The organism is Photobacterium makurazakiensis (assembly GCF_050336715.1).
GTDB classification, from domain to species: Bacteria; Pseudomonadota; Gammaproteobacteria; order Enterobacterales; family Vibrionaceae; genus Photobacterium; species Photobacterium makurazakiensis.
This window is the reverse complement of the sequence record NZ_JAKJSJ010000009.1, coordinates 106,058-128,214: the sequence shown is the minus strand read 5'-3', so window position 1 is coordinate 128,214 and position 22,157 is coordinate 106,058. Positions and strand designations below refer to the sequence as shown.

Below are 22,157 nucleotides of genomic sequence, written 5' to 3'. Positions count from 1 at the left end.
AAAAACTAAGAGCAAAAAGGGAGCGCTAAAAAACATGAGTAGTGATTCTATCATCCGATTTGAATATGTAACTGATATTACCCGTTGGCTAAATCAGTTTGATCATCCGTGGCTACATGCGGAATGGGCAGATACTCCAAATGTTGTCTCGGTTGCTGCTGATGGCAAAATATCGATAACTTTACCGTTTGCTGCTGCCTCTGTGATCGAGTTACTTGAACAGTGGATTGAGGCAGAGCAACAACAGCACCATATACCAGCGAATGTTGCCTTTTCGATTACGACTCGTGTTGTGCCTTTAGCTTGTGGTGAAAAAACAGCGTTAAAAGGCGTTAAGAATATCATCGTAGTAAGCTCTGCAAAAGGCGGGGTGGGTAAGTCAACGACGTCTGTCAACCTTGCACTAGGGCTTCAAGCTCAGGGAGCGAAAGTAGGTCTGCTAGATGCTGATATTTATGGCCCTTCTGTACCGATGATGTTGGGAACAGTTGATGAAAAGCCACAGTCCCCTGATGGCAAAATGATGATGCCGATTGAATCATGTGGCCTATTTACTAACTCTGTTGGTTATTTAGTACCAGCAGAAAGCGCAACAATCTGGCGTGGCCCGATGGCATCGAAAGCATTGTCCCAAATCATTGCTGAAACGTGGTGGCCTGATCTGGATTATTTAGTTATAGATATGCCGCCGGGCACGGGTGACATCCAGTTAACACTCGCACAGCAGATCCCAGTGACAGGTGCTGTGATTGTAACAACACCTCAGGACTTAGCACTTGCAGATGCCATTAAAGGGGTCAGCATGTTTAATAAAGTAGACGTACCTGTCATCGGTATTGTTGAGAACATGAGCTATCACATTTGTAGTAACTGTGGTCACCATGAAGCAATATTTGGTACTGGTGGTGCAGAGCGAATGGCACAGGAATATTCAGTACCGTTACTTGCCCAATTACCTTTGCACATTAAGATCCGTGAAGACATTGATAACGGTAAGCCAACGGTTGCTGCTGATCCTGAATCTGAGCATGCTCAAACATACATCAATTTAGCCGGCTCAGTGGCAAGTAGGTTGTATTGGCAGGGGACACCTGTTGCCGAACAGATCACAATTCGTACAATGTAAACCATTGCTTGTTAGCATACCGTTGACTTTATAGCCAAACGCCGTGGATGCCGCATTTTTTCTGGCATCTGTGGTGACAACTGCCTATAATCAGGCGGTTTATTTATGCCAATTTTACCGATGTTGAATCACTAACTGTTTGAGTCTTACGGCTATAATAAGTTATTTAGGTCGGTATTTTTCACCTCGCCACGTTGTTTACAGGTGCTTTCTGATATGTCTGAAAACTCACACCAATGCGTCATTATCGGTATTGCAGGTGCGTCTGCATCCGGTAAAAGCTTGATTGCCAGTACTGTTTATAAAGAGTTAAAAGAAAAAGTAGGCGATCATCAGATCGGTGTTATTACGGAAGATTGTTACTATAACGATCAAAGTCACCTGAGCATGGAAGAGCGGGTAAAAACAAACTATGACCACCCAAGTGCGTTGGATCATGATTTGTTATGTGACCATTTAGAGAAGCTTATCCGCGGAGAAGCAGTAGAAGTACCACAGTACAGCTACAGTGAACATACGCGTATGGAAGCTACGACTACATTGACGCCTAAGAAGGTGATTATTCTTGAAGGCATTTTGCTACTGACTGATCCACGCTTGCGTGAAATCATGCATGCAAGTGTATTTATGGATACGCCGTTAGATATTTGTCTGCTACGTCGTTTGCAGCGTGATGTTGCTGAGCGTGGTCGTACAATGGAGTCGGTACTTGTACAGTATCAAAAAACAGTACGTCCAATGTTCATGCAGTTTATCGAACCATCGAAGCAGTACGCTGATATCATCGTCCCTCGCGGCGGTAAAAACCGTATTGCCATTGATGTGTTGAAAGCACACATTGGTAAGTTACTGCGTGCATAATTAGCAAATTATCAATTTGTTATCAAAATTCGAATAGGTGGCTTTTATAGCCACCTATTTTTTTATCTGACATATGGTTGATATTTTTTATATGCAGATTGGTAAGATGAACAAATACTTAAAATATATTGTCTTATTGCGATAACAACGTTTAATCTCGTTACAGGCATGGATGATTTGGGGATACAATGAAAAAGATAATGTTTGCCTTATTGGCAGTTGTACTGGTGGTGGTCATCGGTATTGCGGCTTTACTTGCACTGGTCGATCCAAACCAGTTTAAGCCTTTGATTGCAGAACAAGTGAAGAAGAATACCGGACGTGAATTGATTATTTCCGGCGATATTGGTTGGCGTTTCTTCCCGAGTATAGGCTTTGATATTGGTAAAACAGAATTTAGAAACCCTGAAGGTTTTGCAGAACCAAATTTAGTTCAGTTTGATAGTGCAGAACTCTCGGTGTCGGTGATACCTTTATTTTCGCAGCAGCTGGAAATTGGCAACGTTAGCCTTCAAGGTGGCCATGTTTTCATTCAGACACTGGCTTCAGGTGTGACAAACTTGGATGGTATCGGGCAACCAAGCGAAGTAACAGAATCTTCTCCACAACTAGATACAACGACTTCTACACCGTCATCAACCTCAGATACTGAAGCGGGTTTAAGCTGGGCTATTTCTTTAGAAAGTGTTGAGGTTGTAGGCGCCAGCGCGATTGTTCAAGACGATAAACTAGGTACCAAATCAGAGCTTTCTCAGCTTAACTTTTCCTTAAGCCGTTTTGCGCCGGGAGAGTGGGCAAAAGCGCAATTTGATATCGCAGGTGTCAGTGGTGAGCTTAACTTCGCGGCACAGGGCGAAACTGAATTGATGCTGGCTGAAACCTTGGATAGTGCTGAATTTAAATCATTGGCATTGACTGCGTCAGCGAAAGACACCGCTAATGATATTCAGTCAGTATCACTTAACGTAGACCAATTCAAACTGGGCAGCTGGTCAAACGTGACTTTCACCCTACAGGGTTCAGTACCCGATTTGGCGTTTAATACCAATGGCTCAGTTCGATTAAGCGTAGATGAAGCGTTTGAGAACATTCAGCTGGAACAACTTGCGTTAACTTCTGACCTTAAAGGGGCATCATTGCCTCGTCCTGAGATGGCGATCAAGCTGGTGGCTGATGCTAGCTATAACGTTCCGAAAGGCTTGGCTAAGTTCACAAATATGGAAACCAATGTTGATGAACTGGCATTGACAGGTAAAGGCTCATTTCAATCGGCAGATATCCCAGTTATCCGTTTTGACTTAGCTTCTGATGCCATTGATGTTGACCATTTCTTAGGAACTGGTGCATCAACGACACAAGAAACACAAGTTTCAACGTCTGGTGATAGTACTAATACTGCGGGTGCTACAGCGTCAAAAGCTGATAAAAATCGCGAACCCGATCTCTCTGCTTTGAAAACCATCGACCTCGCAGGCACATTGGCGGTTGGACAGTTTAAAGCAGCAAATGCCAAATTAAGCGATGTGGCGATTAATATTGCCATTGCCGATGGTGTGCTGAACTTAAAGCAGTTAGATGCCAAACTTTATGACGGCACGATACAGACGAAAGCGACTATCGATGCGAACGGCAAGCTACCCCGCTACAGTGTTACCAAGTTGATCCGTGGTGTGCAGGTTCAGCCATTGCTCATTGATGTGGTAGAAAAAGATGTACTGGCCGGTAAGGGCGATATTACCGTGAAGTTAAGTGGTACGGGTTTAGCTGAAGCGCGAATGCGTGAGAATATTGCAGGTAATATTGATATTCATTTTGCTGACGGTGCTGTTTATGGTGTAAACGTGCCAGAAATGATCCGTGAGGCGAGAGCAACACTGAAAGGCCAAAAAACAGAGTACGTTAAGGAAGAGAAGAAAACAGACTTTTCGGCAATGAAGGCAACCTTCAATATTGGCAAAGGGGTAGCTTCTACCAATAACCTTGATATCGACTCACCATTGCTACGTGTTGCTGGTAAGGGGAGTACCAATTTGGTGTCTGAAGCGATCGACTTCAATATCAGTGCCTCTGTTGTTGCAACGAGCAAAGGTCAAGGTGGTAAGGAAATTGATGAAGTGGCAGATCTTACCGTACCTATTGATGTGAAAGGTAACTGGGAGCAGCCTACATTTGCCTTAAACATTGCTCAGTTGCTTAAGCAAAACAATGAGCTTGAAAAGAAAGCGCAAAAAGAAGTCGAGCGTGGTCTTGAGAAGTTATTAGGTGATAAAGCGCAAAATGAAGACATTAAGAAGGCCGCCGATAAACTGATAAAAGGGCTATTTAACTAACACTTTTTAGGTTTATTTTTGGGGATAGCAGAGCCAGCGAATCGCTGGCTCTTTCTTTATGGCTTTAAGCAGGTTGTTTTTTCTTTTTCAATGACTTTTGGTTCTCAAGGCTATCTTGAAAAGCTTTTAGTAAATCGATAGCGGACAACATTCCAACCAGCTCACCAGCCTTATTCAAGACTGGTGCTGCACCTACATGGTTATCTAAAATAGTGCCAATGGCCTTGGTTAAGGTGTCGTAGGTGCGAACATGAATAATATCTTTGCACATGACATCACGAATATGCAGATCATCGGTTAAATCATACTCGTGGCCGATCTCTGGTGACTCATCGACCCATTGAGGTCGTCTTAGCTCTCTGTCACTTACAATCCCGACCAGTTCACCTTGCTTACTAATAACAGGCAGGTGCCGAATTGATGCGTCTTTCATCAAGAAAAAGGCTTCACGAAGTCCAGCATCCGGCTGGATTGTAATAAGCTTTTGCGTCATGTATTCAGATACTTTTGTTGGCATTGCATCTTCCCTTTGTCTATTTGAATGGAGGTTGCTTGATTACCCTAGCTAAATATCATTGTTTTAACTGCGAGCAAGCCCTGATTTTTACTTTTACTGAGCCTTGAATGTGAATTGACTCACGCGTTTCACGTATCAATAAATGATGATTTTCTGTTAATGTGTGCCAATAAAGTCAAAGCTAGATTTATACGATCAAACGAATATAACGAGAAACGGTTTGATTGGTATCTAAAGGAGTGAAAGTGGATTCGGTAACACAAATGGCATTAGGTGCAGCGGTTGCTGGTCTGGTTGCAGGGAAGAAATGTTCTCCCAAAATATTATTAGTCGGGGCAGCGTTAGGTACGTTGCCAGATTTGGATGTATTGCTAAGCTACGGTGATCCTGTGTCAGATATGGTGAAGCATCGTGGTTTCAGTCACTCTTTATTTGTATTGTTGCCATTTTCATTGCTATTAAGTGGATTATGGCAAAAGTGGCGGCCAACACGTTTTAGCTTTACACAGTTGTGGCTATTGGTTGCGGCATGTTTAATTACGCACCCACTTCTTGATGCTTTTACTGCGTACGGCACGCAATTATTCTGGCCAATAAATACGCCTATTGCCATCTCCAGTATTTTTATTATCGACCCACTTTATACTGTACCGCTGCTAATCGTATTGTTAGCAAGTTTACTCTGGCGCGATCGTATGGCTAAGTTGTGCGGTGCTGGGTTGGTTGTTTCCTCACTCTATCTTGGCTGGTCAGTGTTCGCCATGAATATGATTGAGCAGCGGGTAGAGCAACAATTAGCTGGCACATCGTTAGCCAACCAGCCTGTATTCATTACCCCGACGCCATTAAATACAGTGCTATGGCGTATCGTCGTAAAAGGGGACGAGAGCTACTTCGAAGGCTTGTCCTCATTGCTTGATGACAGCACGAATATTGATTTTATTGAAAAGCCACTTGGTACTTGGCCTGATGGTATATCTTCAGAGCATCAACAAATGCTTGCGCACTTTACTGGTGGTTTCATTAAGTATGAGCAACATCAGTCAGAGCTGATCGCGACTGACTTACGTCTGGGAATGGCTGACTATATGCCGTTTCAATTTGCTCTGGCTAATAATGATTTAGCAAAGGGATGGGAAGTGGTTTCACCGGTTCAAATCAGCAGCCCGTCAGTAAGGCTAAAGCATATTCCGACATTGTGGCTAAGGGTGCTTGGCAATCAAGATATCGATGCGAATTTGTGTCATATATCAGAATGTCCAAGCATCGGTGAAACAGCACGTAACTGATCACAAATAAATTCAGCTCTATTTTCCTTAAAGGAAAAAGAGCTGAACTTTATTGAAAGGTTCTCGATCGGCATTCTTGTTGGCATTTTTTATATTTGAATGTGAAAAGTAGTTACTTATTGGTGAGACAGTACCGACATTTTTAGTTCTTTTTGGTATTTAGGCGGTGATGAAAAAAGCATAAATGCTTAAAAGTGTTATATTTATTATTGTGTTGGTCGATAGGTAAGCTATTGAGGTATTAATGAAAAGAGTAGATTTTGATGCGCTCAGAGCAAGGATGCATGGAAAAGCGGTAGAGAAAGCGATGGACTTCTATAAGAAAAAGTTACGAAAAAAAGACCAGAAATAATGAATATTCGAATTCGAGAGGGGGCAAAAGAGTGCCCCCTTGTTCATTGTTGTTAATCTTCTGACTGGCACTTATGTGGTTCAGTCACTTTTTCATATGGCCAGTAATGGTGGCCAATGCGAATCACTAATGTTGCAGCAGCCAGAATAAAAGCAGCCAATGACAACCACACTAAATAGACCCCATCCAACTGTTTCATCCCTAAAGTGATGTAGCGCGCAATTGCCATGATCGCAATGTAGATTGGGTAACGAACTGGAATTTTACCATTGGTGACAAACTGCTGAACCATGGCTAGCACTTCGAGGTAAATGAACATCAGCAGAATATCGGTAAGTTGGATCTGTCTGTTGACATAGATATTGACAAATTCATTGGTCATTGCCGCTATGGTTGCGAGTGTAATCGCAACCAGTAAAATGGCTTCTAGAATATGAAAGATTTTAAGAAAAGGGCGACTAAAGCCCTTCGGTAGTTGTGAAGGCATGATAAATCCTAATGACATTTTTTATTATGCTCACGTTGATTTAATTCACCGTGAGCTGTGTTCGTTGTCATTATATTTTAGATCAGCAAGAAAAGAATCTATTTGTTGCGAATCGCCTACCAGTCAACGCCTTTGCGGGCTTTTACACCGTTCTCGAAAGCATGTTTAACATTACGCACTTCAGAGACAGTATCGGCAAGCTCAGTTAAAGAACGATGCGCACCACGGCCAGTCACGACGACGGACTGCATAGCAGGGCGCTGGCTAATCGCCTCTAGAATCTCTTCAAGTGGTACATAACCATACGTTATCATGTAAGTAAGTTCATCAAGTAATACGACGTCGTAGCTGTCGTCGGCCAGCATTTCTTTACATTCAGCCCATGTTTGTTGTGCAGCTTCAGTATCTGCTTGTTTATTTTGTGTTTCCCAGGTAAACCCTGTGGCCATCACAGCGAATTTAACGCCATGTTGTTCTAGTAGTGAGCGCTCACCGCAATCCCATGTCCCTTTAATAAACTGGCCAACCCCACACTTTTGCCCGTGGCCAACCGCTCTTGCGATAGTGCCAAACCCTGAGGTTGATTTACCTTTACCATTTCCGGTAATAACGAGAAAGATCCCTTTCTCTTCTTGTGCAGCGTCGACACGGGCATCCACTTCACTTTTTACTTTTTGTTGTCGTGCTTTGTAACGATCGTCTTTCTGCGTTTGATCAACCATGAGAGTCCTTAATTATGATGTAACAGTCGCTAATATAATCAGATAGCCAGCGATTTCTGAAAGTTGTTGTGTTGCGCCTAAGCAGTCACCGGTATAACCCCCAAGTTGCTTGTTGAACCATCGACCACAACCCGTGCGTACAATGGCTAATACCACCATTAAGCACAGGGCAGTATTGAGGGGTAATAAGAGTAATATAATTAAACTGGTTAAAATTAAAACCCACAAATCGTACTGGCTTTGCTCATTTGCCAAGGGTTTAACTTTACTTTGTTCATCAAGCCGTACATAGGGGTAACTGAAGATTAGGCTCGCTGCCACCGCTCGACTAAGTGTGTGCATAGCGACGAACGATAAGGCGGTTAGGGTGACACTGTGGCTAGCGATGGCACTCAGTGTTGCCCACTTTAGTCCAAGAGCGATGAAGAGTGCTGAAGCACCATAAGTCCCAAGGCGTGAGTCTTTCATTATGTCGAGCTTTTGTTCGGGGTTCCAACCACCGCCAAACCCATCAAAGACATCTGCTAGTCCATCTTCATGGAACGCGCCTGTGAGCAGTAAGCTAAAGGCCATCGACATGACGATAGCGATAGTGAGCGGGAAAACACTCTGCATCAATAGGAAAAGTAGCGCCGTGAGTACACCGATAAGTGTTCCGACAAGGGCGAAGTAACGGTTAGCTTGATTAAGGCGTTCTGATGAATAAGGAATGTTATCCGGAATAGGAATACGGGTAAAAAAAGCAAGCGCTACTAAGAATATTTGCCATTGTTGCTTCATGAAGGCGTTCCGGTTAATGCAATTAAGTGCTTAAATATTGTTAATGCGCCATTTTAACAAATTAGTGATACCAGCTTAACTAAAATATCGAGTAAACTATTTTATAGTATATCGTTCTTTTAAATGGGAAGTGTAAATGCGCACAATGATGTTGTTGGCCGCTTTGAGTGTCATGGTAGGTTGCTCTAGTCGTTTACCGACAGAACAAGAACAGGCGGAAAGCCTGATTGAACGCAAACAAGATTTAGTTGAAGTCGAGTACATTGAAGATGCAACAGGTTTACAGTGGGTCTCTCCAGAATTAAAGTCATCTTATTATCGGCAGTTGCAGATTGAACCTGTCGGTTTGAACCAAAAAGCCAAAGCAGATCATCAGCTACCTAGCTTTGTATTGGAACGAGTATCTGCACGTTTAACTGATATCTTAAAGCAAGAACTCTCTAATGGTGTACCGATAGTTGAAAGCCCAAGTGGACGTACTGCCGTTCTGCGGGTTGAAATAACCCGCGCAAGTACAGATTTCGAAGATTTGAAAATTACAGAAGTGTTACCTTATGGGGCACTGATTGGTGGGGCTAAAGCGTTGCTGGGTATCCGTGATCGTAATGTACGTATTCTTGTGGAATCTCAGCTATCAGACAGTCTTTCTGGAGAATTGTTAGCAGAACGTGTGAGTGTGTTGTTAGCCAAAGATGTTCTAGAAAATGACACCGTTCAGCTTGAATATGAGCAAATTAAAGAAACGGTAGAGCGGTTTACGCAAGACATTGTCCATTTTATACGTATGACTGCTTATACTGCGAAGTTAAATGAGCAGAGTGAAGAAGGGTAGCCTTTAATTAAGTGATCCTTAGACTTTTCAGAGGGTTGTTTTTATCCAACAGATCAAGGAATAGATGAATGGCTTTTCAAATACTGGTCGTGTGTATGGGCAATATCTGTCGCTCTCCAACAGGCGAAGCGGTATTGCGTAGTAAAGCGTTGCAGCGAGGAATATCGTTGACAGTTGACTCTGCTGGCACGATTGGTTACCACCAAGGGAGCAAGCCTGATCGACGTTCTACCGAGGCTGGTGAGGCGAGGGGATATCACTTTGATACTATTCGTTCGCGTAAAATTAAGCTCGAAGACTTTGAACAATTTGATCTTATTTTAGCGGCTGACAATGCGAACTTAGCAGACTTGAAGGCTATATGCCCAAACGCTTATCAATCGAAAGTACGGTTATTTCTAAGCTATGGTAATAACAACAACGCCGGAGAGATCCCGGACCCTTATTATGGCGGCCAGAATGGATTTGAAGTCGTGCTTGATTTAATTGAAGATGCCTCAGATGCTGTACTCGATAGCATCAGCTGATCAAAGTTGTGACAGCACAAATGATACAAACAAAAACGCCCGCATTTGCGGGCGTTTTTTATGAATTGGCAGTTGGTATGGCTTAACCGCCTAGGGTATCTGTCGCAACTTTATAAGTTGGATCTTCCATCATGTTAACTTCAACCAAGTTGCCGGCTTTTTTCAATAAAGAGCGGCACTCAGGGCTTAAATGACGAATGTGCAAGGTTTTACCTTGAGTTGCATAGCGCTCTGCAATGGTATCGATAGTCTCAATCGCAGAGTGGTCGGCAACGCGTGATTTAGCAAAATCGATAATAACGTCACTTGGGTCGTTTTTAGCATCGAACAGCTCAAGGAAGTGGGATGCGGAACCGAAGAACAGTGGACCATTTACTTCATAGACTTTTGAGCCATTTTGATCGATGTGGCTTGAGGCATAGATTTGTTTTGCATGCTCCCAAGCAAAGACTAGTGCAGAGTAAATCACACCCACAATAACAGCCATAGCAAGGTCGACAGCAACCGTTACACCAGTCACAAGGATGATAGCGAAAAAGTCATGTTTAGGTACTTTGCGCGCCATTTTAAGGCTTGCCCACTCAAAGGTGCCAATAACAACCATGAACATGACGCCAACAAGCGCTGCTAGTGGGATCACTTCAATTAAAGAAGAACCAAACAAAATGAATAGTAGTAGACCAACAGCACCAGATATACCTGATAGTCGACCACGGCCGCCAGAATTAATGTTGATCATTGATTGACCAATCATCGCACAACCGCCCATCGCGCCAAACACTGAACAAGTCACGTTGGCAACGCCTTGGCCCACACATTCACGGTTACCTTGTCCGCGTGTTCCTGTCATTTCATCAATAACCGTCAGGGTTAGTAGCGATTCAATCAGGCCTACCGCTGCCAAGACTAAAGAATAAGGCAGGATGATGCTTAAGGTTTCCATGTTGAAGCCAACATCAGGAATGGCAAATGTGGGTAGTGAACCTGCCAGTGTCGCACTGTCGTTACCACTCATGCTGCGAACGAAGTCGATCACGGTACGAGTATCAAGACCAAGGCCGTGCACCATAACCGTAACAGTAATAATTGCAACAAGTGATGATGGCACAGCTTTGGTTAGTTTTGGCAAAAAGTGAATAATGCCCATCGTTAATAGAACTAAGCCAAGCATGATGTATAGCTCAGTACCTTGCATCCACTGCAGTGCACCAGAAGCATCCGGTACTTTGAATTGGCCTAGTTGGGCGAGGAAGATAACAATTGCTAGACCATTAACAAAACCGATCATTACTGGATGAGGCACCATCCGAATGAATTTACCTAGCTTGAAAATACCTGCCAGTATTTGGATAACACCTGCAAGCATAACGGCGGCAAATAGGTATTGAATACCGTGCTCAGCGACCAAGCTCACCATGACAACAGCCATAGCGCCCGTTGCACCCGAGATCATACCCGGACGACCACCAATAACGGCCGTAATGAAACCGACGATAAAGGCAGCATATAGGCCAACCATAGGGTCAACGCCAGCAACGAAAGCAAAAGCTACAGCTTCCGGTACCAGTGCTAACGCAACAGTAAGCCCAGAAAGGACGTCATTTTTGACGGATTGTCGCGAAAATTGAGGGAATTCGAACATGTTATTCAGTTTTTATCCGGTTCTGGTGGGTTTAGCCGGGTTGCATCAGTGCATCCACTTTTAAAAGAGCTAATAAGTTGGAGGATCCTACAGAAAGATGTGAGATGGTTCAACTTTCAAGTTGAATTTTTACCCGTAGCAACAGTGATTGTAAGGAAGGGTGTGAGTTCTGGATATTTTATGAATTATGTAATTAGTGATTTCTATTTGTCTCATTATGTAAAAGTTGAATTTTGATTAAGTAACTTATCAGAGTTAGTTTGGCTTAGGAGAGTTGTTAGCAGTTGGAAAATGAAGGTAAAAAAAAGCCATGCTAATAAGCATGGCTTTTAAGTGCTGTTAAGCAAACTTACAATGGGTTATAGCATTAACCTAGAGGTTTGCTCATTGGTGCTTGAGCACTATTCGTTGCCGTTTGGCTACCCGCTTGGCGAGCTGCAAAACGTGCCTCACGAAGTGGCGCTATCGTTACAACTTCAGCGTTTGCATTTTCAGCAGGCGCAGGAGCTTTAACCGTAGGCGCAATAGCATGGCGACCACGAGGTGCTGTTGCAGTGACAAGCTGTGCTTCAACCTTCGCAACGACTTCTACAGGCGTTACAACTGGTGCCGCTGCTTCAACTACAACTGGCGCTTCTTCAGTAACCGGAGCTACCGTCGGTGCTTCTTCTACAGTAACGCTTTCGGCAACTACAGTTTCAACCGGTGCAGGTTCAATCTCTGGGGTTTCTTCTACTGAAGGTGTAGCAATTGCTTCTACTGTTGTATCAGCACTTACAGGCGCTTCTTCACGTAGAGGGAATGCTTTACCCATCGCTAGCTCTGGTTGAGCAACACCACCGAGAGTGGATGTTGTTTCAACAACTTCTGCTACTGGTGCTTCTGCTACAGGTGTTTTAACTGGTGTTTCTGCAACAGTTGCTTTAGCTGGCGCTTCTGCAACTGGCGCTGCTTCTTCAACTGCAGCAACAGGTACCTTTTTAGCACTCTGCCAAACTTTACCCATAGCCATTTCTGGCGATGCAACACCTGATACTGGACGTGATGACGTTGGTTTTTCAACAATCGTTACCACATTTTCAATATCATTCAATGTATCAGTTGCTTCTTCAACAGCATGACCAACAGCATCTGTTACCATTTTTTCCATGTTATCGCCATTTTCAGGACGGTTATCACGGATGCGGCGGCGACGCTGACCACTTGCTCGTAGGTGGCGAGGAGAGCGACGATTACGACGTTGGCCGTTTTCTTGTTCGCCTTTTTCACCTTTTTGCTCAGCGTGATCATCGGTTGCTTTGGCTTCTTGAGCTACTGCAGTGCCAATTTCTTGAATCGGAGACGGAGTTTGAGCCGCTTCTGCAACAACAGGTGCTGCATTAACTGTTTCGATAGGAGCCTGCTCTTGCTCATCAATAAAACGTACCTTCTTACGAAGATCACGGCGTTGACGACGCTGCTTCACCTTACTCGCTTTTTCAAACTCTTGTTCGCGCTTTTCTTCTACTGTTGGCTTAGCCGTTTTCTCAGTTTGTTCTTCAGTGCGACGCTGTTGCTTTTGCGCTTGAATGTCTTCACGACGAGACTGACGCTTTTGCTCTTTGTCTTTACGCTGTTGAACAGGTTTGTCTGATTGCTGCTCTGGCTTGTCCTTCGCTTTTTCATTGCGACGACGTTGCTGGCGCTGTTCGTTAGCTTGTTTACGCTCACCATCTTGGGTTTCAGGGCGTTCTGGACGTTCCTGACGACCACGGCGAGGCGCGTCTTTAGCATTACGACGGTTATCTTGGCGATCACCTCGGCGACCATCTTGGCGTTCGCCACGACGATTGTCTTGGTTTCGACGACTGTCTTTACGATCGTTACGACGGGTATTTTGTTTTCCAGTGTCTTTTTTCTCTTCCTTTACTTCTGGCTCAGGGCTTGAGAAGAAGTTAGAAATAGCAGAGAACAGGCGGCTAAAGAGACCTGGCTTTTCATCAACCTTAGGTGCAGCAGCAGGTTTAGCTTGTGGCTGAGGCTTGGCCTTCGCTTTGGCTTTTTCTGGTGCTTGAGGTGGTGCGGTGAAGCCTTGTAATACAGGTTCTTCACGCTTTTTCACAACACGCTCTTGTGGTGCCGATTCAGCAGCTTCTGCTTCTTTTAGTGCATCAAGCGCTTTTGGAAGATGGTATGACAACGTGTCATGTTCATCACCACTACGAACACGAACCACTTCAAAGTGAGGTGTTTCCATGTCGGCATTCGGTACGATAATTACACGTACATCATGAGACTTTTCAATGTGCTGTACAGAGCGACGTTTCTCATTTAATAAATAAGAAGCAATGGCTACGGGCACAATGGCTAGTACTTGCGATGTATTATCTTTAAGTGCTTCTTCTTCGATTAGACGAAGAATCGACAACGATAGAGATTCACTATCACGAATAACACCAGTACCAGTACAACGAGGGCACACATGGTGACTTGCTTCAGCCAATGATGGGCTTAGACGCTGACGCGACATCTCAAGCAAACCAAAACGTGAGATACGACCAATCTGTACGCGAGCGCGGTCCATTCGAACAGCTTCACGTAAGCGGTTTTCAACTTCACGCTGATGGCGCACAGGCGTCATATCAATGAAGTCGATAACAACTAGACCACCAAGATCACGAAGACGTAATTGGCGAGCAATTTCGTCTGCAGCTTCTAGATTTGTATGAAGTGCTGTTTCTTCAATATCGCCACCCTTTGTTGCACGGGCTGAGTTGATATCGATCGATGTTAGTGCTTCTGTTGGGTCGATGACAATTGAACCACCTGATGGCAGACGAACTTCGCGCTGGAACGCTGATTCAATCTGATTCTCAATTTGGTAGTGGTTAAAAAGTGGTGTATCTGTGTTTTCATACAGTTTCACACGAGACAAAAAGTCAGGGCGAACTTGCTGAATATGATCATGTGCACGGTCAAAGATTTTTTTGCTATCAATAACAATCTCACCGATATCACGGCGAAGGTAATCACGAATAGCACGTGCAATGACATTACTTTCTTGGTGGATCAGGAACGGTGCTGGTGCAGACTCTGCTGCATCTTTAACGCGATCCCAGTGGTTAAGTAGATAGTTAAGATCATACTCTAGGTCTTCTGCTGACTTGCCCACACCCGCAGTACGAACAATTAAACCCATTCCCTGAGGAAGTTCTAATGTGCTTAATGCTGCTTTAAGTTGAGTTCGCTCTTCACCTTCGATTCGGCGAGAAATACCGCCAGCTCGAGGGTTATTAGGCATTAGGACAAGGTAGCTACCAGCTAGAGAGATGAATGTCGTAAGGGCTGCACCTTTGTTACCACGCTCTTCTTTGTCAACCTGAACGATTACTTCCTGACCTTCCTTTAGCACTTCCTTAATATTAGGGCGGCCTTGATAGGTATAGTCAGCTGGGAAATAATCACGGGCGATTTCTTTAAGAGGGAGGAAACCGTGGCGCTCTGCACCATAGTCAACGAACGCTGCTTCCAGGCTTGGTTCGATTCGTGTGATACGGCCTTTGTAGATATTTGCTTTTTTAGATTCGTGGCCAGGGCTTTCGATATCAAGATCGAAAAGCTTCTGCCCGTCAACTAATGCGACGCGCAACTCTTCCTTCTGAGTTGCGTTAATCAACATTCTTTTCATTATATTGTACTCGTTTTTGTCGTTGTGTTAGCGCATTCAGTGACGAGTTTGTATTGATGGTGCCCGACCCCAAGTCTGATCTATAAATGCAACCTCACGGCTGGAATTCAGGGGTGCTATATGGCAACACGTTGTATCCAACTTGTATCAAGATGATTAAATCTGAAAAATATACAGCTGGCTCACCGTATCTCACGGCGGTATCTGTCACACCAATAAAAAAAGTCAGTAAAAACACTAAAAAACACTCCGAAGAAATTAACGTCTTACGCCATATGCTGCGCTTTTCGTCAGAGCGGTATATAAAATAGTCACTTGGGTGGTAATCTGCTCACCCTGTTAACAAAGTAGGCTTTTTTTCCTACTCTTGCAGGCAATGATAGCAGGGTGGCTTTTTTGCGGCAATCTGCTTTGTGTAAGAGTTATGCTTAAAGTCCTTAAAATTGATGAGTTAGTTGTTTTTGTAAGAAAGCTTAGATGAAATAGATACAGGAAGGGTTATCTCTTTTATTCACTTTTGTATACAATGCTTGGCTATGAAAGATGATAAACCTAAAGTGCACTTCATCGAAATTACCGATGATTTTGCTGGCCAGCGGATCGATAACTTCCTTCTTGCAAGGCTTAAAAACGTACCAAAAAGTATGATTTATCGTATCTTGCGTAAAGGCGAAGTGCGAGTAAATAAAAAACGTATAAAACCTGAATATAAACTACAAGACGGCGATCTTGTTCGGGTACCACCGGTTAGAGTACCGGAAAAAGAAGATAAGGCGCCGATTAGTACAAAGCTTGACAAAGTTTCAGAGCTTGAGTCGTGCATTATTTATGAAGACGACCACATGCTGATTCTGAATAAACCATCAGGTACTGCGGTACATGGTGGTAGCGGGTTGAAGTTTGGCGCGATTGAAGCACTGCGCGCTTTACGCCCAGACGCACGCTTTTTGGAATTGGTGCATCGTATTGATCGTGATACTTCTGGCATCTTATTGATCGCTAAGAAGCGCTCTGCACTACGTAAACTGCAAGAGCAGTTCCGTAATAAGACAGTACAGAAGTATTATTTTGCGTTAGTCATGGGTGAGTGGAAGGCAAGTTGTAAAAAGGTGACGGCGCCATTACTGAAGAATGAAGTCAACAGCATCGTGCGGGTAAACCCTAACGGCAAGGCATCAGATACGCGCTATAAAGTGATTGAGCGATTGGATCAGGCGACATTGGTGCAGGCTAGCCCAATAACCGGCCGTACACACCAAATTCGTGTGCATTGCCAGTATGCGGGTCACCCAATTGCGTGGGATGATCGCTATGGTGATCCACGTTTTGATGCTTACACGAAAAAAACGGGACTCAACCGACTTTTCCTTCATGCAGCGAACATTAAGTTCACTCATCCAAATACTGAAGAGTTAATGGATATTAGTGCACCAATGGAGTCAAAGCTGGCGAAGGCTGTTGAGCAGCTACGTATAAAAGCAAACAAATAACGTCAAGCGAAATACCATGGCAACATTTTGTTGTTGGTCGGTGTGATAAGTCGCTTAGTAAAAAGCAGCAAAGGATACTTTGCTGCTTTTTTGTTTATAGAAAAATGCAGTTATAAAACGGAAACGCCTTGCTTGCTGAGCATTTCGCATAACGCAATCAGGGGGAGTCCAATTAAGGTGTTTGGATCGCGACCTTCTAACTTTTCGAATAGAGCAATACCAAGCCCTTCGCACATGAAGCTACCTGCGCAATTAAGTGGCTGCTCACGTTCGACATAGCGGCGGATTTCATCATCGCTAAGCTCACGAAAGGTCACATGAAAAGGCTCGCAAATGATCTCACTGGTTTGAGTGGCTGCATTGTATAGGCATAGGCCTGTATAGAAGGTAACAGTTTGCCCGCTGGCTGCTTTTAATTGTTCACAAGCTTTTTCAACGGTATGTGGTTTGCCGATAATACGATCGTTAATCACACAAACTTGGTCAGACCCAATGATTAAATGATTTGGATGGGCTGGGGCACAAGCGAGTGCTTTGCTTTCAGCTAGACGACATACAAGGGCTTGGGCAGACTCATCTATAAGCGGTGTTTCATCAGTTTGAGGCTTAGCTGTATCAAAAGAGAGACGCAGTTTATTAAGCAGTTCTTTGCGGAATGGAGATGTTGAAGCCAGAAGTAACGGTTGAGCCATGATGGTTACCGGGTTGTACAAGGTTGTGGTAGTCTAGCGACCATAAAGGCTGAGCGCTACGTTATAATGTTAAGTGGCAAGGTCGGTTTGTCGTTCACTTCGTCAGATTTTGTGTGTTATTTGTGCACTTGATGGTGTGTTATCAACCTGTTTATTGTCAGTCAGATAACAGACAAAATGGTGGAAGTGCTTGTGCTGAGCTATTGGTTATCAATGCAGAGTATATGAATTGATTAAATGCCGTTAATTCACGCACATTTCCTTTGACTCAAACACATTAGAAGGCTAATATTCGCGCCCTATGCAAAAGGTAAAATTGCCGCTAACGGTTGATGCAGTTCGTGCTGCTCAAAAAAAACTCGATTACGATGGTATCATCAAAGTCGAATTACTTGAGCGCCTAGCAGCTTCAACTCAGAGCGTAACACGTGATGCAAACGTCACTTTATCATTTGACTTTGACCAACGTCATTTGGCATTTATGCGCGGTAGCGCTGATGTTGAAGTGGAGTTGACCTGTCAGCGATGTCAGGAAGGTTTCAAACACGTTTATAGTGTTGATTTCTGTTATAGTCCGCTCCTCAAACCAGAGGAAGCAGATGATTTTCCGGAAGCTTATGAGCCGGCTGATGTCGATGAAAACGGTGAAATCAATCTAATTCAAATCGTCGAAGACGAGTTGATTTTAGAGTTGCCTCAAATTGCCATGCATGATGACGCTGACTGTAAAGCCAGTGGCAGAAACATGACATTTGGTGATATCCCCGTTGCTGATGAGCGTCCGAATCCGTTTGCAGTATTGAAAAATCTAAGTAAGTAATTTAACAGGAGTAGGGTTAATGGCCGTACAAAAGAGCAAAAAATCACGTGCAGCACGTGGTATGCGTCGTTCACACGATGCACTAACAACTGCAGCTGTATCTGTAGATTCTGCAAGTGGTGAAACTCACCTACGTCACCACATGACAGCTGACGGTTTCTACCGTGGCCGTAAGGTTATCAACAAATAAGGTTGAACCTTGAGTGGTCTTACCGTTGCACTTGATGCAATGGGTGGGGATTTCGGTCCCCAAGTAACAGTGCCTGCCTCCGTGCAGGCATTGTTACAATACCCAGAGCTCAAACTTATTCTTTTTGGTGATCAAAGTGCGATCACGTCTCAACTATCTCTTCTAAACCAATCGAATCACCCTCGACTTAGCATTGTCCATTGCGACCATGTCATCGCCAACGATACCCGTCCGTCACAAGCTTTACGCCGTAGCCAAGGCTCATCAATGCGTATGGCATTGGAATATGTATCGGAAGGTCAAGCTGACGCTTGTGTCAGTGCCGGTAATACCGGAGCCTTGATGGCATTATCACGTTTTATACTTAAGTTACTTCCTGGTGTTGATCGTCCTGCATTAGTTTCGGCTATCCCAACACGTACGCAACATAAAACATGGTTACTTGATTTAGGCGCCAATGTTTCGTGTGATGCAGATACCCTATTTCAGTTTGCTGTTATGGGGACGGTCTTGGCTGAGCAGGGACTTCCGCATGTGCCCAAAGTGGCATTGCTGAATATTGGTGAAGAAGAAATCAAAGGTAATGATCTGGTTAAGCGCTGTGCTGAAATGCTGTCAGAGTCGCCAGATATCAACTACATCGGTTATATTGAAGGTAACCAACTTTATAGCGGACAAGCGGATGTTATTGTTTGTGATGGTTTTGTTGGTAATGTTAGCCTCAAGACCAGTGAAGGTGTAGCAAACCTTTTTATCGATAACATTAAAAGTGCCATTTCCCGTAATCCACTCAAAAGGTTAATTGCTAAATGGTTGTTTAGTGACCTATTTAATAGTTTGAAACAGTTGAACCCCGACCAGTATAACGGGGCGAGTCTGTTAGGATTGCGCGGTATAGTGGTAAAAAGCCATGGAAGTGCTGATACAACCGCATTTACCAATGCGATTGGTGAAGCGGTACACGAGGTCAAACGGCAAATACCGAGCAAAATCAGTGACCGTTTGGAAGAAGTCTTACTCGAGAGGCATTACTAGTCGTTATGCATAGCAAAATTTTAGGTACAGGCAGCTTTTTGCCTGAACAAGTGCGTTCTAACGCTGACTTAGAGCAATTGGTTGAAACCAGCGATGAATGGATTGTTGCGCGTACTGGTATTCGAGAGCGACGCATTGCTGCAGCTGATGAAACAGTTGCCGTTATGGGGTATCAAGCTTCTTTAAACGCGATTGAAATGGCGGGTATTGAAAAAGAAGACATTGATCTAATTATTGTTGCTACGACCAGTGCGAGCCATTCATTCCCTTCAGCGGCTTGCCAAGTTCAGGGCATGTTAGACATTAAAGGCTGCCCAGCATTCGATATCGCCGCAGCTTGTTCTGGATTTGTATATGCATTGAGCATTGCTGATCAGCACATTAAAACAGGCATGGCTAAAAATGTGCTTGTGATCGGTTCTGATGCGCTATCACACAAATGCGATCCTAACGATCGTTCCACGATCATCTTGTTTGGTGATGCCGCTGGTGCAGTTGTTATTGGCGCAAGTGAAGAGCCGGGTATTATCTCAACACACCTTCATTCTGATGGTCACTTTGGTGGTCTCCTTAGCCTTGCTATTCCTGAACATGGTCAAGCATTTAGCGATGATAAATGGCTGTACATGGCAGGAAATGAAGTGTTTAAAGTCGCGGTAACGCAGCTATCTAATTTAGTAAAAGATACGCTAGCAGCGAATAACATGGATAAATCAGAGCTTGATTGGCTGGTTCCCCACCAAGCAAACTTACGTATTATTAAGGCAACGGCGAAAAAATTGTCGATGTCTATGGATCAAGTTGTTGTCACACTTGATCGCCACGGCAACACCTCGGCGGCGACGGTTCCTACAGCTTTAGATGAAGCAGTACGAGATGGCCGTATCCAACGTGGTCAAACATTGCTGTTGGAAGCCTTTGGTGGCGGCTTTACGTGGGGCTCCGCCCTTGTAAAGTTTTAAGTTAAATATTATTGATGACATGAACGAACTATATAGCGGCTAACGTTGTTGTTCATGTTGATAAAACAACCTAATAAGGATTCTCGAATGTCTAAGTTCGCGATTGTATTTCCAGGGCAAGGTTCTCAAACCGTTGGTATGCTTGCTGAGTTAGCAGAGCAGTTTGCAATTGTTAAGCAAACTTTTGCTGAAGCTTCTGAAGCGCTGGGTTATGACTTATGGGCGTTAGTACAAAATGGCCCAGCAGAAGATCTAAATCAAACACACCGTACTCAACCTGCCTTGCTTACAGCGTCTGTTACTATTTGGCGTGTATGGCAGCAGCAGGGTGGTGAACAGCCTGCATTGCTAGCTGGCCATAGCTTGGGTGAGTATTCTGCGCTTGTTTGTGCAGGTGTAATTGACTTTAAAGAGGCAGTTAAATTGGTTGAGCTTCGTGGTCAACTGATGCAAGAAGCGGTGCCTGCTGGTGTTGGGGCAATGTCGGCTATCATCGGCTTAGATAATGACGCGATTGCAAAAGCATGTGAAGAAGCAGCACAAGATCAAATTTGTTCGCCTGTTAACTTCAACTCTCCTGGTCAGGTTGTTATCGCAGGTAACAAAGAAGCGGTTGAGCGTGCAAATGTACTTTGTAAAGAAGCGGGCGCGAAACGTGCGCTGCCTTTGCCTGTCTCTGTACCATCGCATTGTGCACTAATGCAGCCAGCAGCAGAAAAGCTTGCAATTGCACTTGAAAGTATTGAGTTCTCTGCACCAGCATTACCTGTTATCAACAACGCAGATGTTGCAACAGAGACAGATCCTGCTGCAATTAAGCAAGCGTTGGTTAAGCAGCTTCATAGTCCTGTTCGTTGGACTGAGTCTGTTGAACGTATGGTATCAGAAGGCGTAGAGTCTTTGTTGGAGCTTGGCCCTGGTAAAGTACTTACTGGCCTTACGAAACGTATTAATCGTTCACTTAGCGGTGCGGCTGTAAATGATACAGCAAGCCTAGAAGCTGCAAAGTAATGATAATGCTGCCTGTTATTACGTAAATCATTGGCGGGCAACATAAATAACATAAAAAGAGGAATAACAATGAGCCTGGAAGGTAAAGTTGCACTAGTAACAGGTGCAAGCCGCGGTATTGGCCGTGCTATTGCTGAAATCTTAGTAGAGCGTGGTGCGACTGTTATCGGTACTGCTACGTCAGAGAATGGTGCTGAAGCTATCAGCACTTACTTAGGTGACAATGGTAAAGGCCTTGCACTTAATGTAACCTCTCCTGAGTCAATTGAAGCAGTGCTTAAGCAGATCAAAACAGAGTTTGGTGATGTTGATATCTTGGTAAATAATGCCGGTATCACGCGTGATAACTTGTTAATGCGTATGAAAGATGACGAATGGCAAGATATCATGGATACTAACTTGACATCGATCTTCCGTCTGTCTAAAGCTGTTCTACGTGCAATGATGAAAAAACGTCATGGTCGTATTATTAGCATTGGTTCAGTGGTTGGCACTATGGGTAATGCAGGCCAAACAAACTATGCAGCTGCAAAAGCAGGTCTACTTGGCTTTACTAAGTCAATGGCGCGTGAAGTTGCTTCTCGTGGTATTACAGTGAATGCTGTGGCTCCAGGTTTTATTGAAACGGACATGACCAAAGCATTAAATGATGACCAGCGAGCGGCAACATTATCTAATGTACCAGCTGGTCGTCTTGGTGATCCGCGTGAAATTGCTGCAGCAGTAGCGTTTCTAGCTTCAGAAGATGCTGGTTATGTAACCGGCGAAACGCTGCACGTAAATGGCGGCATGTACATGATTTAATCAAAAAAGTTGCATAACTTG

Annotated in this window: 20 protein-coding genes; 13 read left to right on the top strand and 7 right to left on the bottom strand. The window is 44.1% G+C overall.

What is annotated here, in order from left to right:
• The first annotated feature begins 34 nt into the window (after positions 1–34).
• The 3 genes from apbC to L4D09_RS00915 all read left to right on the top strand — a co-directional run bounded on the left by apbC (position 35) and on the right by L4D09_RS00915 (position 4,317).
• Entirely contained in the window at positions 35–1,126 is a 1,092-nt protein-coding gene (gene apbC, locus L4D09_RS00925) for an iron-sulfur cluster carrier protein ApbC (RefSeq protein WP_428455607.1), read from the top strand.
• Positions 1,127–1,342: 216 nt separating this feature from the next.
• Complete coding sequence (udk, locus tag L4D09_RS00920) at positions 1,343–1,987, top strand: uridine kinase (RefSeq protein WP_428455606.1); 645 nt, start codon at positions 1,343–1,345, stop codon at positions 1,985–1,987.
• 188 nt (positions 1,988–2,175) lie between these two features.
• Positions 2,176–4,317 (top strand): AsmA family protein, encoded by a 2,142-nt coding sequence (locus L4D09_RS00915; protein ID WP_428455605.1) that lies wholly within the window; start codon positions 2,176–2,178, stop codon positions 4,315–4,317.
• Positions 4,318–4,381: 64 nt separating this feature from the next.
• On the opposite strand, the gene L4D09_RS00910 is transcribed toward L4D09_RS00915, so the two are convergent.
• Entirely contained in the window at positions 4,382–4,834 is a 453-nt protein-coding gene (locus L4D09_RS00910; RefSeq protein WP_428455604.1) for a CBS domain-containing protein, read from the bottom strand.
• 245 nt (positions 4,835–5,079) lie between these two features.
• Between L4D09_RS00910 and L4D09_RS00905 the strand changes: the two genes are divergently transcribed.
• On the top strand, positions 5,080–6,123 hold the full coding sequence (locus tag L4D09_RS00905; protein ID WP_428455603.1) for a metal-dependent hydrolase: 1,044 nt from the start codon (positions 5,080–5,082) through the stop codon (positions 6,121–6,123).
• 404 nt (positions 6,124–6,527) lie between these two features.
• Here L4D09_RS00905 and L4D09_RS00900 read toward each other — a convergent pair whose 3' ends face one another.
• The 3 genes from L4D09_RS00900 to L4D09_RS00890 form a co-directional block, all read right to left on the bottom strand.
• Complete coding sequence (locus L4D09_RS00900) at positions 6,528–6,962, bottom strand: phosphate-starvation-inducible protein PsiE (RefSeq protein WP_428455602.1); 435 nt, start codon at positions 6,960–6,962, stop codon at positions 6,528–6,530.
• A gap of 116 nt (positions 6,963–7,078) precedes the next feature.
• Complete coding sequence (gene cobO / locus L4D09_RS00895; RefSeq protein WP_428455601.1) at positions 7,079–7,684, bottom strand: cob(I)yrinic acid a,c-diamide adenosyltransferase; 606 nt, start codon at positions 7,682–7,684, stop codon at positions 7,079–7,081.
• A 12-nt stretch (positions 7,685–7,696) separates the two neighbouring features.
• A complete protein-coding gene (locus L4D09_RS00890) occupies positions 7,697–8,464 on the bottom strand; it encodes an adenosylcobinamide-GDP ribazoletransferase (RefSeq protein ID WP_428455600.1) in 768 nt (255 codons plus the stop codon).
• A gap of 136 nt (positions 8,465–8,600) precedes the next feature.
• On the opposite strand from L4D09_RS00890, the gene L4D09_RS00885 reads away from it, so the two are divergent.
• Both L4D09_RS00885 and L4D09_RS00880 read left to right on the top strand, forming a co-directional pair.
• The gene (locus L4D09_RS00885; protein ID WP_428455599.1) at positions 8,601–9,296 is read left to right on the top strand and encodes a DUF3313 family protein; all 696 of its coding nucleotides are present in this window, start codon (positions 8,601–8,603) and stop codon (positions 9,294–9,296) included.
• A 68-nt stretch (positions 9,297–9,364) separates the two neighbouring features.
• The gene (locus L4D09_RS00880) at positions 9,365–9,823 is read left to right on the top strand and encodes a low molecular weight protein-tyrosine-phosphatase (protein WP_428455598.1); all 459 of its coding nucleotides are present in this window, start codon (positions 9,365–9,367) and stop codon (positions 9,821–9,823) included.
• Positions 9,824–9,905: 82 nt separating this feature from the next.
• On the opposite strand, the gene L4D09_RS00875 is transcribed toward L4D09_RS00880, so the two are convergent.
• Positions 9,906–11,465: a SulP family inorganic anion transporter gene (locus tag L4D09_RS00875; RefSeq protein WP_428455597.1), complete on the bottom strand. Its 1,560-nt coding sequence runs from the start codon at positions 11,463–11,465 to the stop codon at positions 9,906–9,908.
• A gap of 367 nt (positions 11,466–11,832) precedes the next feature.
• The gene (rne, locus tag L4D09_RS00870) at positions 11,833–15,123 is read right to left on the bottom strand and encodes a ribonuclease E (protein WP_428455901.1); all 3,291 of its coding nucleotides are present in this window, start codon (positions 15,121–15,123) and stop codon (positions 11,833–11,835) included.
• 545 nt (positions 15,124–15,668) lie between these two features.
• Between rne and rluC the strand changes: the two genes are divergently transcribed.
• Positions 15,669–16,622: a 23S rRNA pseudouridine(955/2504/2580) synthase RluC gene (rluC, locus tag L4D09_RS00865; RefSeq protein WP_428455596.1), complete on the top strand. Its 954-nt coding sequence runs from the start codon at positions 15,669–15,671 to the stop codon at positions 16,620–16,622.
• Between the two features lie 110 nt (positions 16,623–16,732).
• Here rluC and L4D09_RS00860 read toward each other — a convergent pair whose 3' ends face one another.
• Positions 16,733–17,314 carry a Maf family protein gene (locus L4D09_RS00860; protein WP_428455595.1) on the bottom strand — a complete coding sequence of 194 codons (582 nt, stop codon included), beginning with the start codon at positions 17,312–17,314 and terminating at the stop codon, positions 16,733–16,735.
• 301 nt (positions 17,315–17,615) lie between these two features.
• On the opposite strand from L4D09_RS00860, the gene yceD reads away from it, so the two are divergent.
• The 6 genes from yceD to fabG all read left to right on the top strand — a co-directional run bounded on the left by yceD (position 17,616) and on the right by fabG (position 22,136).
• On the top strand, positions 17,616–18,134 hold the full coding sequence (gene yceD / locus L4D09_RS00855; RefSeq protein WP_428455594.1) for a 23S rRNA accumulation protein YceD: 519 nt from the start codon (positions 17,616–17,618) through the stop codon (positions 18,132–18,134).
• 19 nt (positions 18,135–18,153) lie between these two features.
• Positions 18,154–18,324, top strand: coding sequence for a 50S ribosomal protein L32 (gene rpmF / locus L4D09_RS00850; RefSeq protein ID WP_107349559.1), 171 nt, complete (start codon positions 18,154–18,156; stop codon positions 18,322–18,324).
• Positions 18,325–18,333: 9 nt separating this feature from the next.
• The gene (plsX, locus tag L4D09_RS00845) at positions 18,334–19,359 is read left to right on the top strand and encodes a phosphate acyltransferase PlsX (RefSeq protein ID WP_428455593.1); all 1,026 of its coding nucleotides are present in this window, start codon (positions 18,334–18,336) and stop codon (positions 19,357–19,359) included.
• Positions 19,360–19,364: 5 nt separating this feature from the next.
• The gene (locus L4D09_RS00840; RefSeq protein ID WP_428455592.1) at positions 19,365–20,321 is read left to right on the top strand and encodes a beta-ketoacyl-ACP synthase III; all 957 of its coding nucleotides are present in this window, start codon (positions 19,365–19,367) and stop codon (positions 20,319–20,321) included.
• Positions 20,322–20,408: 87 nt separating this feature from the next.
• Positions 20,409–21,332 carry an ACP S-malonyltransferase gene (fabD, locus tag L4D09_RS00835; RefSeq protein WP_428455591.1) on the top strand — a complete coding sequence of 308 codons (924 nt, stop codon included), beginning with the start codon at positions 20,409–20,411 and terminating at the stop codon, positions 21,330–21,332.
• 69 nt (positions 21,333–21,401) lie between these two features.
• Positions 21,402–22,136 (top strand): 3-oxoacyl-ACP reductase FabG, encoded by a 735-nt coding sequence (fabG, locus tag L4D09_RS00830; RefSeq protein ID WP_428455590.1) that lies wholly within the window; start codon positions 21,402–21,404, stop codon positions 22,134–22,136.
• The last annotated feature ends 21 nt before the right edge of the window (positions 22,137–22,157 follow it).

What these genes read in the sequence shown, in the direction of transcription:
- L4D09_RS00860 (WP_428455595.1), bottom strand. Translation starts at nt 17,314, where the DNA reads ATGGCTCAACCGTTACTTCTGGCTTCAACATCTCCATTCCGCAAAGAA.
- L4D09_RS00915 (WP_428455605.1), top strand. Translation starts at nt 2,176, where the DNA reads ATGAAAAAGATAATGTTTGCCTTATTGGCAGTTGTACTGGTGGTGGTC.
- cobO (WP_428455601.1), bottom strand. Translation starts at nt 7,684, where the DNA reads ATGGTTGATCAAACGCAGAAAGACGATCGTTACAAAGCACGACAACAA.
- rluC (WP_428455596.1), top strand. Translation starts at nt 15,669, where the DNA reads ATGAAAGATGATAAACCTAAAGTGCACTTCATCGAAATTACCGATGAT.
- L4D09_RS00880 (WP_428455598.1), top strand. Translation starts at nt 9,365, where the DNA reads ATGGCTTTTCAAATACTGGTCGTGTGTATGGGCAATATCTGTCGCTCT.
- rpmF (WP_107349559.1), top strand. Translation starts at nt 18,154, where the DNA reads ATGGCCGTACAAAAGAGCAAAAAATCACGTGCAGCACGTGGTATGCGT.
- L4D09_RS00875 (WP_428455597.1), bottom strand. Translation starts at nt 11,465, where the DNA reads ATGTTCGAATTCCCTCAATTTTCGCGACAATCCGTCAAAAATGACGTC.
- L4D09_RS00910 (WP_428455604.1), bottom strand. Translation starts at nt 4,834, where the DNA reads ATGCCAACAAAAGTATCTGAATACATGACGCAAAAGCTTATTACAATC.
- fabG (WP_428455590.1), top strand. Translation starts at nt 21,402, where the DNA reads ATGAGCCTGGAAGGTAAAGTTGCACTAGTAACAGGTGCAAGCCGCGGT.
- L4D09_RS00840 (WP_428455592.1), top strand. Translation starts at nt 19,365, where the DNA reads ATGCATAGCAAAATTTTAGGTACAGGCAGCTTTTTGCCTGAACAAGTG.
- rne (WP_428455901.1), bottom strand. Translation starts at nt 15,123, where the DNA reads ATGTTGATTAACGCAACTCAGAAGGAAGAGTTGCGCGTCGCATTAGTT.
- L4D09_RS00890 (WP_428455600.1), bottom strand. Translation starts at nt 8,464, where the DNA reads ATGAAGCAACAATGGCAAATATTCTTAGTAGCGCTTGCTTTTTTTACC.
- L4D09_RS00885 (WP_428455599.1), top strand. Translation starts at nt 8,601, where the DNA reads ATGCGCACAATGATGTTGTTGGCCGCTTTGAGTGTCATGGTAGGTTGC.
- fabD (WP_428455591.1), top strand. Translation starts at nt 20,409, where the DNA reads ATGTCTAAGTTCGCGATTGTATTTCCAGGGCAAGGTTCTCAAACCGTT.
- yceD (WP_428455594.1), top strand. Translation starts at nt 17,616, where the DNA reads ATGCAAAAGGTAAAATTGCCGCTAACGGTTGATGCAGTTCGTGCTGCT.
- L4D09_RS00900 (WP_428455602.1), bottom strand. Translation starts at nt 6,962, where the DNA reads ATGCCTTCACAACTACCGAAGGGCTTTAGTCGCCCTTTTCTTAAAATC.
- udk (WP_428455606.1), top strand. Translation starts at nt 1,343, where the DNA reads ATGTCTGAAAACTCACACCAATGCGTCATTATCGGTATTGCAGGTGCG.
- apbC (WP_428455607.1), top strand. Translation starts at nt 35, where the DNA reads ATGAGTAGTGATTCTATCATCCGATTTGAATATGTAACTGATATTACC.